Genomic DNA, 15,698 nt, shown 5'->3' with positions numbered 1-15,698 from the left:
TTATTGAAAGCGCTTGGACTGTTTTGGAACGAACAACAAAACAGTTGACGAGGTGGAGGTTTATCGAGTAATCGGCGGATGCCTCCCGGCTGCATGTCTCAGCTGAAAGTACTGGCTCAAATCATGAAGGCGACTTCGTGGCTAAAGGCCAGGACACAGGCATAAAACTGGTAAATAGAATTGTGAATGAGCACCCGTGAAGATAACATCAATAAAAAATTAAACGAGACGAGTGGGGCATCAGTAAATGTCCCGCGACATATGCTTATGCCCCGCCGATTATTAGGAGGGTATCCACGTATGTGTGGAATTGTAGGGTATATTGGAAATGAGCAGGCGTCGGACATTTTGTTAAAGGGACTTCATAAACTCGAGTACCGGGGGTATGATTCTGCAGGTATAGCGGTAGTGGACAACGACGGAGTTAGTGTATACAAGGAAAAAGGGCGTATTGCCGCTCTTGAAGAAACGGTAAACGGCCAGGCTTCCGGAACGATAGGCATCGGCCACACGCGCTGGGCGACACACGGAGCACCGAGCCGGGACAATGCGCACCCGCATCAAAGCATCAGCGGCCGCTTTACGCTTGTACACAATGGTGTCATTGAGAACTATCAGCAGCTTCAGCAGCATTACCTTGACAGAGTGTCTCTTCGCAGCCAGACTGATACGGAAATTATCGTGCAGCTTGTAGAGAAGTTCAGCCAGGAAGGGCTCAAAACAGAAGCTGCCTTCCGGCGTACTTTGGCTCTTCTAAAAGGATCCTACGCTTTGGCATTAATCGACAACGATGATGAAGAAACCATCTATGTCGGAAAAAATAAGAGCCCGCTCCTCGTTGGTTTAGGAGAAGGGAAAAACGTTATTGCTTCGGATGCGATGGCAATGCTTCATACGACGAAGCAGTTTATTGAAATTATGGATGAAGAAGTCGTTATTGTGACGCGTGACTCTGTTCAGGTAAAAGACCTGGAAGGAACCGTTCAGACTCGCGAGCCTTTTGTGACAGACATTGATGAGTCCGATACAGAAAAGGGCACGTACGACCATTTTATGTTAAAAGAAATTGATGAGCAGCCGTTTGTTATTCGCAACATCATCCAGAAATACCAGGATGAAGATGGAGACATTAAGCTTGAAGAAGATATTCGTGCGGCGATCAATCATTCGGACCGTATTTATATTCTGGCAGCAGGTACAAGCTATCATGCCGGGCTTGTAGGTAAGGAAATGATCGAGAAAATTGGGCAGAAGCCGGTGGAAGTACACATTGCGAGCGAGTTTTTGTATAACCAGCCGCTTCTTTCTGAAAATCCGTTGTTTATCTTTATCTCCCAAAGCGGGGAAACCGCAGACAGCCGTGGTGTGCTTGTAAACGTGAAAAAACAGGGGCATCCGTCAATCACAATTACGAACGTTCCTGGATCGACGCTCTCCCGGGAGGCAGACTTTACGCTTCATACGTATGCCGGTCCTGAAATTGCAGTTGCTTCAACGAAAGCATACACTGCGCAGATGGCTGTAATGTCGATCCTTGCTATGGACATTGCCCGTGCCCGCGGTATTGAATCTGACTTCAATGCTATTCAGCAGCTGGGGCTCGCGGCCAACGCCATGGAGACTCTTTGTGACCAAAAAGATGTTATGGAAGGCATTGCGAAAGAATACTTGAGTGAAACCCGCAACTGCTTCTTCATCGGCCGCGCGCTCGACTATCACGTTGTGCTTGAAGGTGCATTAAAGCTGAAAGAAATTTCGTATATTCAGGCTGAAGGGTTTGCCGGCGGCGAGCTGAAGCACGGCACAATTGCGTTAATTGAAGAAGGCACGCCGGTCATTGCAGTAACGACGCAGAACCACGTGAACCTAAACACGCGTGGCAACCTGCAGGAAGTGGTGGCCCGCGGCGCGAAACCGTGCGTTATTGCTTCGGAAACCAATCAGCAGGAAGGCGATAATATTGTGCTTCCGGATATGCATGAAGTGATGACTCCGATCGTTTCGGTCATTCCAATGCAGCTTATTTCTTACTACGCAGCGATGCACCGCGGCTGCGATGTAGACAAACCGCGCAACCTGGCAAAAAGCGTAACTGTCGAATAGCTAAAAGTTTGGCAGGATAGCAAATATACACTAAGCGCCCATTGGACGACATCCAATGGGCCTTTTTTTAAAGGAAATGCTGAATAACACAGAAAAACAAACGGTAATGTGAGTCTGAATCAACCTAGGCTGAAATAACTATAATTTATAGGAAATTTTACTGGTATTAGGTATAATAAGGAAGATATATTGTACTTAACCGCTGCTATTGAAGTGATGTACAAAAATGGGAAAACAATATACTGCTGTGAAAATATCATATTCAGGGGGAAAGACTGTGGAAATAGCTTCGATACTGCCGGTTGTTGGTACCGCTTTTGGTTTTATATTAGTTGCCTCCTGCATTATTTTACTGATCGCAGTACAAAGAAAAATCGTCGTTTCTTTGATGGCAGCCGGCCTCCTTATAGGCGGATCCAGTATGTACTACTTAATTCAGCAGGACAGTAAGGTTTATCTCGAAAAGGTCTCATTGGGCTCTGCAGAAGAAACGGCTGAGTCAGGGGCGGCAGATCTTCGTCAAATAAGAAGTGAAAAAGAAAACGTTAAAACTGCTGCTGTAGAATCAGGGGCTTTGAATAGCTCCGAGGTGAACGAAGCCTACGAACAGGAAATCTTAAAAGAAATGGAATACATCAGCATTCAGCTTTCTTCAACTACAGAAGCGCTGAAAGCGTTGAATCAAAATAAAAATTCAGACTATTGGCACCGGGCGAATGAAGAATTATTATCTCTCGACGGAGCTTTAAACAAAGCACAAGAGATCGTTTACGAGCCTCAGGGCTATGAAAAATTTCACTCGGCCTATCAGTATACGTTGACAGAGCTGTTGGACTATTCAGATCAGCTGAGTTTTGCAGCTGAAGAGTATTATTACGACCAGGATGCAGATTTGCTTGAGTACTACATGTTAAACCGGGAGTTTCCCGAAAATGTGAAAGAGGCATTTGATATAATAGAGGACGAAGAAGAGGTTTTTCAGCATGAGAATTTGAATGAAGAAATAGACATTCTTTTTCCCGAAAGATAATAGCGGCTGGTGAAACTAAAAGTCTCTGCGGACGATATAGTAAATTTTTATTAAGTACATCGAGATGAGGGTGAAGCGGTTGTCGTATTTGTTTTTACTTATTGGTTTTGCGCTATTGATTAAAGGAGCCGACTTTTTTGTGGACGGTGCCTCGAAAATTGCCGGTAATTTAAAAGTGTCCCCGCTTTTAATCGGGCTGACGATTGTTGCCTTTGGCACAAGCTCTCCGGAAGCGACGGTGAGTGTACTTGCTGCTTTGGACGGAAACGCTGGCGTCGCCCTTGGTAACGTAATTGGAAGCAATATCTTTAACATTACGCTGGTGATTGGCGTTACTGCTTTAATCGCCCCCCTCGCTGTCGAGAATGAAACAGTGAGAAAAGAAATTCCTTTCACACTGCTTGCAGGGGTCGCGCTTCTTATTCTAATGAGTGACACTGCCCTTCAGGCACTTAGTGAAAATGTCATTACACGCAGTGATGGTTTTGTGTTCCTGCTGTTTTTTACCGTGTTTTTATATTATATATTTGAAGTTGCCAGAAGAAACCGGGCTGCTCAGACAGTTGACCAAACGATCTCCCCAATTGCCCCGTGGACAAAAAATATACTGCTGACGGTCGGCGGACTTGCAGCCATCATTTTTGGCGGGGACCTGGTGGTCGACAGCGCGACTGAAATTGCGCTTGCGTTTGGTATGAGCGAAACACTGGTCGGTCTTACGATCGTTGCCATTGGGACTTCTTTGCCGGAGTTGATTACATCGATTACAGCGGCGTTTAAAAAAGAAACAGACATAGCGATCGGTAATATTGTCGGAAGCAATATTTTTAATATTTTCTTTGTACTCGGCGCTGCCTCCGTGATCTCTCCACTTGCTGTAGAAAGCAAAATTTTTATGGACATTTCGCTTATGATTATCCTGACAGTGTTGCTGCTCGTTTTTTCGAGAACCAATTTCAGGATTGGCCGCCGGGAGGGAGCGGTACTTGCAGCTGCGTATATTATTTACCTGATTTATATTATTCTTCGAAACTAAATATAATTGTTGAACTGCCTGGAAGTTCCGGGCAGTTTTTTGATGTCATTTCCAGGTGCATCTGGTTACACATGTTTACTATTTCCTGTCAGCAGGTAACTAAAAGAAGTATTACCTTAACAATGAAAAGGAGCACTGATATAGATGGATATTAATAAACAGCAGCTGGGTGGACAGCCGAAGCAAAGCCAGCCGGAACAGCCGGGCATTGAATCAGAGATGACCCCATTGCCAATCCAGCCTCTCGATTACAAAGGGAGCGGAAAGCTTACAGACCGGGTGGCATTGATCACCGGTGGGGACAGCGGTATCGGCCGCGCAGTGGCGATTGCCTATGCAAAGGAAGGCGCCCATGTAGTGATTAATTATCTGGAGGAAGAGCAGAGTGACGCCGATGAAACGAAAAAACTGATTGAGAACGAAGGCGTGCAGGCCTTGCTTCTGCCCGGCGATGTTTCGGAGGAAGAGACGTGCAAATCGTTGATTGAAAAGACATTGGATAAATTCGGCAAACTCGATATTCTTGTAAATAATTCTGCGATTCAATTTCCAACGAGCGATTTGCAGGACATTTCGCTGGAACAATGGGATAAAACGTTCAAAACCAATGTATATTCAGTCTTTCATATGACCAAGTTTGCGATTCCTCATTTAAAAGAAGGAAGCTCTATCATTAACACTACCTCCATTAATCCATACACGGGCAACCCGAACCTTATTGATTACACCTCCACCAAAGGTGCCATTAACGGCTTTACCCGAAGTATGGCAGCCAACCTTGTCGGTAAAGGTATCCGGGTGAATATGGTAGCGCCGGGGCCAATCTGGACGCCGCTGATCCCGTCTACATTCGACGAAGATTCGGTGGCGGAATTCGGAACCTCAGCCCCGATGGGACGTCCGGGCCAGCCGTCGGAACTGATGGGTCCTTATGTGCTGCTTGCGTCGGATGAAGGCTCCTATATGACCGGCCAGTGCATTCATGTGAACGGCGGAATGTACACATCATCTTAAGAGAATCAGGAGGAACCGCATGAAGCTGAGTGATTTAACAGAAATTGAAGTTCAGAGAAAAGTAAATGACTACTTCCGGTTGGCAGATATTAAGCTGAAAGATGAAGAAATACGGAAGATTCAGATTAATGATTTCGGTCTCGGGCGCCTGGACGAACTGGGTCTGCAGCTGTTCGTGTATATTAATACGGACCGGTACTGCGCTAAAGAATGGGTGCTCTTTCCGCGCCAGACGTGTCCGGAGCATCTTCATCCGCCAGTAGAATCAGGAGATCCGGGAAAGCAGGAAACATTTCGCTGTAAATTTGGCACCGTTTATTTGTATGTAGAAGGAGAAGCGACTCCAAATCCAAAGGCGAAGCCCCCGGAACAGGACAGAGATCAGTTTACAGCAGCCCGCGAAGTAATACTAACAGCAGGGGATCAATACACGATCCCTCCAAATACAAAGCATTGGTTCCAGGCAGGAGAAGAGGGAGCCGTAACCGCGGAGTACTCCTCGACGAGCACTGATGAGCATGATATTTTCACGCATAAAGATATTTAATCGAATGCCTCATTCATCCCTTCAGCCGTATTGGCTGGAGGTTTTTAATTATCCATAAAAATCCATTTTCCCTATAAACTATGCGGTGGTTATTACGATAATAATAGTAAGACATTAGTTTAAGGAGGAAAATGGTGAAAAGATTAATACAAAAGCTTAAGCTTGGCACGAAGCTGAACATAATTATGGCTGCAGTTCTGATTGGTTTTTCTATTGTGATTGGTTTTATTACGTTTGATCAGATAAAAAAGGGTGTGGAAGAAACAGCTGTAGAAAAAGCGGTTTCCGATTTAAATTTAGGCTATGAATACATAAACAGTGAATATCCCGGCGAGTGGCGTATTGAAGATGGGAATTTAATGAAAGGGGAAACGACCATCAGCGGAAACACCGGTATTGTTGATTTCATCGGGGAAATGACCGGGGGGACCGTAACTATTTTCATGAATGACACACGTGTAACGACAAACGTGATGCTTGACGGAGAGCGTGCTGTCGGAACGCAGGCTTCAGATGAAGTGGTGGAAACGGTGCTGCAGGATGAAGCAATGTATACAGGAGAAGCAGACGTAGTGGGCACGAGCTATCAAACAGCGTATGAGCCCATTTACAATGAAGCGGGAGAGCCTATCGGCATGTGGTATGTAGGTGCTTCGCAGGAAATACTTGATGAAATTACCGGCAACGCCCTCATTACCTTTTTAATTGTTTTAATGATCACCGGCATCGCAGCGATTGGGGGCGTATTTTTATTTTCACGCAGGGTATCCAAAAGACTTGGACGAGTGACCGGCGCCCTGACAGCAGCGGGGCAGGGAGATTTCACCACAGAGCTTTCAGACCCTTCAGATGATGAAATAGGCCGACTGACAGCAGGATACAATCAAATGCGGGAAAATTTAAGCGCGCTTGTAAAACAAATTTTAGATACTTCTGAGCAGGTAGCGGCTTCCTCTGAGCAGTTTAGTGCGAGTGCGGAGGAAACAAGCTCGGCCGCGGACGAAGTGTCCCGTGCGGTCCAGGAAGTATCCAGCGGGGCAGAAAACCAGGCCCGGAGCATGGGAGAAACAAAATCACTGGTCGCCGAAATTTCCGGCGGCATGGATCGTATATCAGGAAATATCCATGCAATTAATGAATCATCGTCGATAAATGTCGAAACGGCGGAGAACGGCTCGCGGGTTATACAACAGACGCTTGGGCAGATGTCATTGATTCAGGACAAAACAAACTATACTGCGACGTTTATTCATCAATTGGAAAACAAGTCCGGCCAGATAAATGATATTATTTCGCTGATCACCAATATCGCCAATCAGACCAACCTCCTTGCGTTAAACGCAGCTATTGAAGCTGCACGCGCCGGGGAAAGCGGCCAGGGGTTTGCAGTAGTAGCTGAAGAAGTGCGGAAGCTTGCGGAGCAGTCCGGCAGTTCCGCGAGTCAGATTGGCTCGCTTATTAAAGATATCCAGGCAGACATCCAGGAATCGGTCACATCGATGGAGGATGGGAAAGAAGCCGTAGAAGGAGGAATCCGTCAGGTAAAAGAGGCGGAGAGTGCCTTCCAGTCGATTTCAGTGTCAACTAAAGACATCGCGGTTCAGCTCGAGGAATCCTCAGCAGCTGTAGAGCAGATGACGGCCCGGGCAGAAGCATTGATGCATTCTGTCCAGGCTGTCGCTGATATCGCCGACCAGTCCATGGAGCACACGCAGAATGTTGCTGCCTCCTCTGAAGAGCAGAACGCTTCCATGCAGGAGATATCATCTGCATCAAGCACCCTTGCACATATGGCAGAAGAGCTTGGGCAGTCCGTACGCTCATTCAAGGTTTAAGATCAGCAAAAGAAGCACCGGAAGCCCAGGGCTCCGGTGCTTTTACGCATTCTCATAAGCCCTTTCAAGAGAGCGAATATTTAACTTTTTCATCCGGAGCATTACCTTCATGACGTTCGCTGCTTTGGCAGGGTCAGTGTCGGTTAAATATTTGCTTAGTATTTCAGGAACAACCTGCCAGGAAACGCCGTATTTATCTTTCAGCCAGCCGCACACCTGCGCCTTTTCATCACCTCCGGCGGAAAGGTGCTCCCAGTAATAATCCACTTCTTCCTGGTTGCTGCAGTTGACGATAAAAGAAATTGATTCATCAAATGTAAATGGCTGGTCCCCGCCGTTTAAAGCAATGAATTCCTGGTCTGCCAGAGCGAATTCAATTGTCAGAACGGTGCCTTCGGGCATACCGTGAATGTCATATCCTTCCTTTCCATAACGCGCCACCCTTTTTATTCTGGAATCAGGAAAAATACCGGTGTAGAAGTCCACCGCTTCCTCAGCATTATTGCTGAACCAAAGATTGGGCGTGATTTTTTGGATTTGAGTCATCAGCTTTCGCCTCCTTATACGTAAATCATACCGTACCCCTCGAGGGAGTATTTCTTCTCGATTGCTTTGTTAAAAGCAGTACAGAAAGAGGGGTGTCAGAAAATATAGCAGGGGAGTTGAAGGCGGCTGTCCTTTTGGATAAAATAAGTAATAATTAGTCACTGTATAACCCTGTTAATATGGTACGGGGGTCTCTACCAGGAACCGTAAAATCCTGATTACAAAGAAAATGCTCCGGCATGTCTTTGTGATCAGGATTTTTTTATTGCCGGATCCGGGACTTTTTTTCAAAAAACAAAATGGAGAGGAGCAAAAATGAAAACTACAAAAGAAATGCTGAAAAACCGTATAGCAGTAGCCGGAGGACAAAAGCCTGCAGACACAGTCGTCAGAAACGCATCGATCGTGAATGTGTTTACAGGTGAAATGATGGAGGGAGACGTGGCCATCGTTGACGGGTACTTTGCAGGCATCGGTTCCTATGATGGACAGGAAGTAATTGATGCGAAGGGGAAAATAATGATTCCTGGTATGATTGATGGTCATGTCCACATTGAAAGCTCCCTTCTGACCCCCCGGGAATTTGGAAATGTCGTGCTCTCCCACGGTGTGACTGCGGTAGTGACCGACCCGCACGAAATTGCCAATGTGGCTGGTGCTAGTGGCATTGAGTACATGATAGAAGACGCTGCGCGCACGGAGCTTGATATGTTTGTGATGCTTCCTTCATGTGTCCCGGCAGCACCGTTTGAAAGCAACGGAGCGATCCTGGAAGCAGAGCACCTCCTGCCATTTATCAACAACCCCGAGGTGCTGGGTCTGGCCGAGGTTATGGACTTCCCGGCTGTGGCAGAAGGAAAGGATGCAATGATGGAGAAGCTGCTTATTGGTGCTGCAGAAGGAAAGGCCATAGATGGTCACGCCGCCGGACTTACGGCCGAAGGCCTCAATGTTTTTATGGCTGCAGGCATTCGCACAGACCATGAAAGTGTTACAGCTGCAGAAGCAAAAAAGCGTCTCGATCTTGGAATGTATCTAATGATCCGGGAGGGGACCGTCGCTAAAGATTTAGACGCGCTGTTTCCAGCAATTACGGCAAGGAACGCGAGAAGGTGCCTGTTTGTTACCGACGATAAGCTGGTGGATGATTTAGTGGAGGAGGGGAGTGTGGACCATATTGTGAGGCGTGCAGTCCGTAAAGGGCTTGATCCTGTGACGGCTGTGCAGATGGTGACATTAAACGCCGCTGAATGCTTCGGTCTTCAACACCTCGGAGCGGTAGCACCGGGGTATCAGGCTGACTTTGTGCTGCTGGATGATCTTGAAGGATTCAATATCCATAATGTATACAAAAAAGGGCGTGTGGTTAGTGCGAACGTCCGGCCACTGGAAGAAACGGAGCGAGGGGCTTCTGCAGCATCGCTTCCGGGAATAAATACAGGTGAAGTAAAAGCTAATCATCTCGCTCTGCCGCTTGCTTCGGATTTTTGTCGTTTAATCGAAATTGTACCAAACAGTATAGTGACTAAAGAGCGTAAGGAACAAGTAACTGTGGAAGACGATCATTTTTGTATTTCTACTGAGGCAGACCAGCTGAAAATAGCAGTCATAGAAAGACACACTGCCAGCGAAAATATCGGTGTTGGTATTGTTAAAGGGCTCGATCTTAAATCCGGAGCGATTGCGACCACCATTTCCCATGATTCTCACAATATTATTGCCGCCGGCACGTCAGATAAAGACATTTTGGCGGCTGTCAGACATGTGATAGAGTCAAATGGAGGAATGGCTGTAGTGCAGGAAGAACAAGTATCAGCTTCGCTCCCGCTTTCTGTCGCGGGCTTAATGGCAGAAGAACCGTGGGAGGAGGTATATGAACGGCTGAACCTGTTGAATCAGGCTCTTGATTCTCTCGGGGCGCCGCGGGATTTCGATCCATTTCTGACTCTCTCCTTTTTAGCTCTCCCGGTGATTCCGGAGCTGAAAATGACGGCAAAAGGATTGTTTGATTTCCGCTCATTTTCACACGTGAAGGTGGAGGCTGAGCATTCATAAACTGAAACGGAGGAGGTATACATGCACATACGCAGAGCCCAGACCAGGGATTACTATAAGGTTAAACAGGTTATTAACGAATGGTGGGGCGGAAGAGATATGGCCGGTAAGCTGCCGAAGTTTCTGTTTGACCATTTTCAGGAAACAAGCTTTATTGCAGAAGTGAACGGCCGGATGACAGGTTTTCTTGTCGGGTTTTTATCTCAGACAAGAGATAAAGAGGCATATATACATTTCGCCGGTGTTCATCCGCATAACCGGGGAGAAGGTATCGCGGAAGGCTTGTACGAAGCTTTTTTTGACTGCGCACTTGATGAAGGCCGCCGCATCGTCCGGGCGGTGACGTCTCCTGATAATGAAGGCTCAGTGGCTTTTCATCAGGCGATGGGATTTAACCTGGTGACGGGTGATAAAGTGGAGAACGGGCTTCCGGTACATACTGACTACGACGGAGAAGAGCAGGATCGCATTCTTTTTGAAAAACAGCTGTAAAACAGCCGGCCTCTCTTTTTACGGAGAGCCGGCTTTCGCTATTTATTCTTTTACAGCGGCAAATTCGCGCAGAATCCGGGTAGTGGTCTCCCGGATCAAGCCGGGGAGAACGTGAAAGGAGTATGGCTTGTAGACTCTCTCGGTCCATTTATGCCCATCTTTTCCGTAAACACCCATATTGATGGAGGAGATATTCAGCTGTTTTATAGCATTGACCGGCACCGGATAAAGAGTGTCTCCCTCCGGCAAGTTTTTCAGCAGCGGCTCCAGCTCCGCATCCGACTCCTGAATGGATAAAAAGCTGCCATCGGATAAATAGGGAAAGAAATTGCGCATCTCAAATATTTCTCCGGTACTGGCCGAGTTGTTCTGCAGAATAAAGGAGAGGAATGTCTTCATTTTCCGGTGCCGGCTATTGGTGTCTGTTAAATAATTGTGCGGCAGAAACGGCGGAGCGTAGAAGAAAATGATCTGCGGTGTTTTATCCGGGTCAAGCTCACGCAGAGCGTGCACTAGTTCAAAGCTTCGCAGCCGGAGGTCCATGCCTGCTGTTTCAGACAGCCGTTTTTGAATGGCTGCCTGCGTGTCGAGTCCCTTTTGTTCTAACTCAAGGCGGTAGTTTTCATACGTCTTAACGTCTATTTCCCAGGAAATATTTTTCGGAGGCATGCCGGTCACCTCGATGTATCTATCGTATTGAGAAGCAAAGTACTGCTCCGATTCTTCCGCTGCCCTTCTGGCTGCCTGCAGCATTTGTTCGGTCACCTGCTCTGCGGTGGTTTCGTATAAAAAATAATTAAAATACACACGGCTGCCTGAAGCAGTCTGAACAGTGTAGCTTTCCTTCGTATCACGCTGATAAAGACATGTCGGAGGCAGAATCAGTTCCCCGGGAATATGCTCGGTTAAATCATAATTGTTGTGAATGCGCTCCGTCAGTTTAGCGGCAACGAAATTGGGGTCTACGCCGGCAAGCGTATCACCGACGTGCACTTCGCGCCCAAAAACGAAAAAGGCAGGCAGCAGTTTTCCGGCGGTTCCTGTATAGATATATTTTGTAGTATCCCCTTCATACAGAGGGGCGATAAAGTCGTTATTAATTGCGAGCAGGTACTGTAGGCCGTGGGAACGCTTTAAATCACGAAGAACAGGGAGCGCGCCGATGAGGCCGCAGTGCTCGCTTTCTTCATCGGGATTCAGTAAAAGCAGAATATTACCTTCGAGCTCTTCCGGTTGCTCCGAGAAATAAAGCAGATTTACAATATGCACGGCGATGCCGCTTTTCATATCAACAGATCCCCGGCCAAACATCCAGTCCCCGCTTAGGGCGTCTGCATGCACTTCAGGATCATTTGTATAGCCTTGAAAGTAAGGGAGCAGTTCTTTCGGCGAACAGGCCTGATGTTTAATGTTTCCGTAATCTTCGATGCCTACAGTATCGATGTGGGAATGATAAAGAATTGTCTGGGCTGAAGAAGGCAGTCCTTTAATAAAGGCAAACACATTCTGGCGTCCGTGAGGGTCCCCGTGAACCGGCTCCAGCCAGACGCGTTCGGGGAACTGTTGAAAATAAGGAAACGTACGCAGGATGCGGTAGAGCTCCCGGGCGATAGATACTTCTCCATCTGAAGCGTTCACACTGTTCCACTCCACCAGATATTCTGTAAGATATTCCGCCTGTTTTGCTATGGTAAGAGATTTTAAATTTTCGTACACTGCTGATCACCTCGCCGCAATAATTGCTGTTGTTTCTTATTCTACTGTATGAATCTTCCAAAGTAAGCAAAGAAGTGAATTTTCCTGCGAAAGATTATTTTGTGCCTCAAGTCCTGAATCGTGCAGAAACAGGCAGGAGAGCCGTATAATAACTATATAAAGGAGGAGAAAGTATGACAGTAACCATTAAAGCATTTCTGCAGGCAGATCCGGGAAAAGAGGAAGCATTGAAAACAGAGCTGAAAAAGGTGCTGGCTCCTTCGCGGGCAGAAGCGGGCTGCATAGAATATGTTCTTTATGAATCAGAAGCACAGGACGGGGTATTTATCTTTTCAGAGCAGTGGAAGGATGAAGAAGCCGTGCAGCAGCATATTCAGACCGAGCATTATCAGGCCTATCGGGAAAACACAGAAAATCTCGTCATATCAAGAGAAGTGTATAAATTAAAGCCCGTAGAATAAACGAAAAAGAAGCTGTTTGCCGACAGCTTCTTTTTTACTGGTTTTTCCTTATTTCACTACTTCGAACCGTTCACATACGACCGTCATATCCTCCCGGAATATTTCTCCAACCTCTTCGAGCGCTTCGGTAAAAAATTGTTCATGTGCATTCCACCAATACTCATATGAACGATCTCCTTCCCCTTCAGCCTCAGCAAATTCTTTGGGCACCTCGTTCATCGGCATAATTTTGACACTGGTGGTTTGGATAATACATACCGGATCGCCGGCTCTGTTTAAAACGATGCTGTAGTCCCCTATCGAAGGAAGAGGTTCATTTTCTATCTCATAAAACATGTAAGCAGAACATGTAGCCGTTTTGATTCCGGAGACGACAAGCTCTGCGAGCTCATCGGGATCCACGCCAAAGGACCAGGCTGTTACCTGTTCGGGAGGGGCCTCGTTTCGCTGCTGCCAAAAATTCTTCCAATAAGTATCTGCTGCCTGGTTCATTGCAACTCCCCGTTTCTGTGATGGTCTTTCTTTCATTAAAACATACTTCTGCAGGAATATATAACTTTGAAGAGCATATTAATAGAATCCTCCTGTAAATTTATTCGCGACACCGTTAAAAGTTTATGATAAAAGTAAATAAGAAAGATTTATATCGTTCTTACATTGGAGGAAAACAGAAATGAAGCTAATCGCTGTTGATTTAGACGGGACACTCATTAAAAAAGATCGTTCCATCAGTGCAGAAAATGTGAAGGCGATAAAGGCCGCACAGGAAAACGGAGATACAGTAGCTGTCTGCTCAGGAAGGTCGCTGCAGGACACTGAGGATATTTTGAAGCGCGCTGGATTGGACTGCCCGATGATGGTTGGAAACGGAGCGTGGACGTACCAGGACGGGGAGAGCATTGATCAGCTGGTCATGCCTGAAGGGATTACGGAAGAGCTGCTCCCCGAGCTTGAAAATGAAAAATGGTACTACGAGATATATACGAACCAGGGAGTAATACTGCTGAAAGAGGGGAAGGAGCGGCTGAGAGCAGAAGTGCGAAACGTACAGGAAGAGGACGAAGAGGTAACAGAAGCCTGGTCGGAAGAGGAGATGGGCATCCAGTATGCCCAGCACGGCACGGGCTATATGAAAGACTACCGGGACGTGAACCCGGCAACGGCAGAAATATACAAAATATTTGTATTGTCCTTTGACCGGAAAAGATTAAAAAAACTGAGGGACCGGCTGGCCCCGCGCACAGACGTTTCTCTGACGTCTTCGGGAATTACAAAGCTTGAAATCGCCCACCCAAGCGTAAGCAAAGGGTACGCTTTGCGCCGTATGGCAGAAGAAATGGGAGTGCCGCTCGAAAACACAGCAGCTATCGGGGACAACTTAAATGATCTGCCAATGTTTGAAGTCGCCGGTACCAGTGTTGCGATGGGAAATGCGGTGGAAGAAGTGATTGAGGCCGGGGATTACGTGACTAAAAGCTATATGGAAAATGGAGTGGCGTACGCTCTTGAAAATTATTTTTAAATATCCAGCAAAAAAATAAAAAGCCAGGAGAACCCTTCTATAGGGATCTTCTGGCTCTTGGTGCTGGTACTGTTTAAATTTGGCCGGCGCCCATGTAACGCGGGCCCCAGTAGGAACTATTCATGCTTGAAACAGTAACGCCGGTGGAAGCACCTGCGTGGATAAATTCGTTGTTTCCAACATAAATACCTGCGTGTGATGCGCCGCCTCGTGTATCAAAGAAAACGATGTCGCCAACAGACGGGCTGGAAACCTTTGTGCTTGCACTGTAAATGGATGCAACTGTACGCGGCATGCTTTTGCCGTGCTTATCATATACGTAGTTAATAAAACCGCTGCAGTCAAAACCGCTAGGTGATTCTCCGCCCCAAACATAAGGAGTGCCCATGTACTGCTTCGCTGTGCTTACAATGTCTGAACCAGTGCCAGTTGAAACGCCGGCTACCTGTTCATTGCTGCTCGAGCTGCTCGCAGAGGAACCGTCGTAATCCATCAGAGCGCTCTGCGTAGATGGCCCTGCTACACCGTAGTAGCTGCCGGAAGGAGACGAAAGACCTGTGGCGGACTGGAAATCCTTCACGGCCTGAAGTGTTTTAGGACCGAAACGGGAGCCGGTGTAGCCCTCGAAAAAGCCGTGCTCCTTTAATTTCTTTTGAAGAGCGTTTACGGAAGAATTACGATCGCCGTAAGATAAAGACCCGTGGCTTCCAATGGAAGTGGAGTTCGAGCTGCTCGATGTGTTCGATGAAGAGCTGGAACCAATTACGTCCATTAATGCTCCCTGGGTCGAAGGTCCCGCTACGCCATAATAGCTGCCGGCAGGAGAGGAAATTCCTTCTGCAGACTGGAAGTCCTTTACGGCCTGAAGTGTTTTAGGGCCGAAACGGGAGCCGGTGTAGCCTTCAAAGTATCCTTCTTCTTTTAACGCTTCCTGAAGGTCATTTACGGAGGAGTTGACATCACCATAGGATAAAGAACCATGATCATCAATTGCTGCATCCGCTGCCTGGGGGCCTGCGAATAGTACTCCTGCTGTTACTGCTGTTCCGAATAAGTATTTTTTCATTATGTGTGTTCACCTGCTTGGTCATCCGCTGTCTTAATATATGTAGGAGTATAATGATGAGTTTTTCGATATGAATACTGGAATTTATAAGTATAAGTAGTAGACAGGATAATGGATGTAGCGAAGTGAAGCTGCACCTCCTAAATGTATTTTTGTGAGTCTTTAGTATGTGTTTTTCTATAAACCCAATTCTATAAGAATGTGAGAGACAATTCAATAATGTGTAAGTTTTGTAATATAGTTTTAATAAAAAGGCTTTTATAAAAGGAATTCTG

At 46.7% G+C, this 15,698-nt stretch carries 14 protein-coding genes and 1 riboswitch; of the genes, 10 read left to right on the top strand and 4 right to left on the bottom strand.

Features of this window, described 5'->3' with window-relative positions:
- Positions 1–300 precede the first annotated feature (300 nt).
- The 6 genes from glmS to ACTRXH_RS06435 all read left to right on the top strand — a co-directional run bounded on the left by glmS (position 301) and on the right by ACTRXH_RS06435 (position 7,565).
- Entirely contained in the window at positions 301–2,103 is a 1,803-nt protein-coding gene (gene glmS, locus ACTRXH_RS06460) for a glutamine--fructose-6-phosphate transaminase (isomerizing) (RefSeq protein WP_474260901.1), read from the top strand.
- 277 nt (positions 2,104–2,380) lie between these two features.
- On the top strand, positions 2,381–3,133 hold the full coding sequence (locus ACTRXH_RS06455) for a hypothetical protein (RefSeq protein ID WP_474260902.1): 753 nt from the start codon (positions 2,381–2,383) through the stop codon (positions 3,131–3,133).
- A 79-nt stretch (positions 3,134–3,212) separates the two neighbouring features.
- Positions 3,213–4,169, top strand: coding sequence for a calcium/sodium antiporter (locus ACTRXH_RS06450; RefSeq protein WP_474260903.1), 957 nt, complete (start codon positions 3,213–3,215; stop codon positions 4,167–4,169).
- A 144-nt stretch (positions 4,170–4,313) separates the two neighbouring features.
- On the top strand, positions 4,314–5,183 hold the full coding sequence (locus tag ACTRXH_RS06445; protein WP_474260904.1) for an SDR family oxidoreductase: 870 nt from the start codon (positions 4,314–4,316) through the stop codon (positions 5,181–5,183).
- Positions 5,184–5,202: 19 nt separating this feature from the next.
- The gene (locus ACTRXH_RS06440) at positions 5,203–5,730 is read left to right on the top strand and encodes a D-lyxose/D-mannose family sugar isomerase (RefSeq protein WP_474260905.1); all 528 of its coding nucleotides are present in this window, start codon (positions 5,203–5,205) and stop codon (positions 5,728–5,730) included.
- Positions 5,731–5,864: 134 nt separating this feature from the next.
- Positions 5,865–7,565 (top strand): methyl-accepting chemotaxis protein, encoded by a 1,701-nt coding sequence (locus ACTRXH_RS06435; RefSeq protein WP_474281236.1) that lies wholly within the window; start codon positions 5,865–5,867, stop codon positions 7,563–7,565.
- Between the two features lie 42 nt (positions 7,566–7,607).
- Here the strand turns inward: ACTRXH_RS06435 and ACTRXH_RS06430 are convergent, their stop codons facing one another.
- Positions 7,608–8,111: a VOC family protein gene (locus ACTRXH_RS06430; RefSeq protein WP_474260907.1), complete on the bottom strand. Its 504-nt coding sequence runs from the start codon at positions 8,109–8,111 to the stop codon at positions 7,608–7,610.
- 141 nt (positions 8,112–8,252) lie between these two features.
- Positions 8,253–8,352, top strand: a riboswitch (purine riboswitch).
- A gap of 74 nt (positions 8,353–8,426) precedes the next feature.
- On the opposite strand from ACTRXH_RS06430, the gene ade reads away from it, so the two are divergent.
- The gene (gene ade / locus ACTRXH_RS06425; protein WP_474260908.1) at positions 8,427–10,166 is read left to right on the top strand and encodes an adenine deaminase; all 1,740 of its coding nucleotides are present in this window, start codon (positions 8,427–8,429) and stop codon (positions 10,164–10,166) included.
- Between the two features lie 21 nt (positions 10,167–10,187).
- Complete coding sequence (locus tag ACTRXH_RS06420) at positions 10,188–10,658, top strand: N-acetyltransferase family protein (protein ID WP_474260909.1); 471 nt, start codon at positions 10,188–10,190, stop codon at positions 10,656–10,658.
- 42 nt (positions 10,659–10,700) lie between these two features.
- Here ACTRXH_RS06420 and ACTRXH_RS06415 read toward each other — a convergent pair whose 3' ends face one another.
- On the bottom strand, positions 10,701–12,374 hold the full coding sequence (locus ACTRXH_RS06415) for a M20/M25/M40 family metallo-hydrolase (protein WP_474260910.1): 1,674 nt from the start codon (positions 12,372–12,374) through the stop codon (positions 10,701–10,703).
- Positions 12,375–12,547: 173 nt separating this feature from the next.
- On the opposite strand from ACTRXH_RS06415, the gene ACTRXH_RS06410 reads away from it, so the two are divergent.
- Entirely contained in the window at positions 12,548–12,835 is a 288-nt protein-coding gene (locus ACTRXH_RS06410; RefSeq protein WP_474260911.1) for a putative quinol monooxygenase, read from the top strand.
- Between the two features lie 48 nt (positions 12,836–12,883).
- Here the strand turns inward: ACTRXH_RS06410 and ACTRXH_RS06405 are convergent, their stop codons facing one another.
- A complete protein-coding gene (locus tag ACTRXH_RS06405; RefSeq protein WP_474261137.1) occupies positions 12,884–13,327 on the bottom strand; it encodes an ASCH domain-containing protein in 444 nt (147 codons plus the stop codon).
- 181 nt (positions 13,328–13,508) lie between these two features.
- On the opposite strand from ACTRXH_RS06405, the gene ACTRXH_RS06400 reads away from it, so the two are divergent.
- Positions 13,509–14,357 carry a Cof-type HAD-IIB family hydrolase gene (locus ACTRXH_RS06400; protein WP_474260912.1) on the top strand — a complete coding sequence of 283 codons (849 nt, stop codon included), beginning with the start codon at positions 13,509–13,511 and terminating at the stop codon, positions 14,355–14,357.
- Positions 14,358–14,430: 73 nt separating this feature from the next.
- On the opposite strand, the gene ACTRXH_RS06395 is transcribed toward ACTRXH_RS06400, so the two are convergent.
- Entirely contained in the window at positions 14,431–15,423 is a 993-nt protein-coding gene (locus ACTRXH_RS06395) for a C40 family peptidase (RefSeq protein WP_474260913.1), read from the bottom strand.
- Positions 15,424–15,698: the final 275 nt, after the last annotated feature.

The organism is Marinococcus sp. LNHM5E3-2.1 (genome assembly GCF_056034365.1).
Note: the sequence above shows the minus strand (reverse complement) of the source record. Positions and strands in the feature narration are given on the sequence as shown.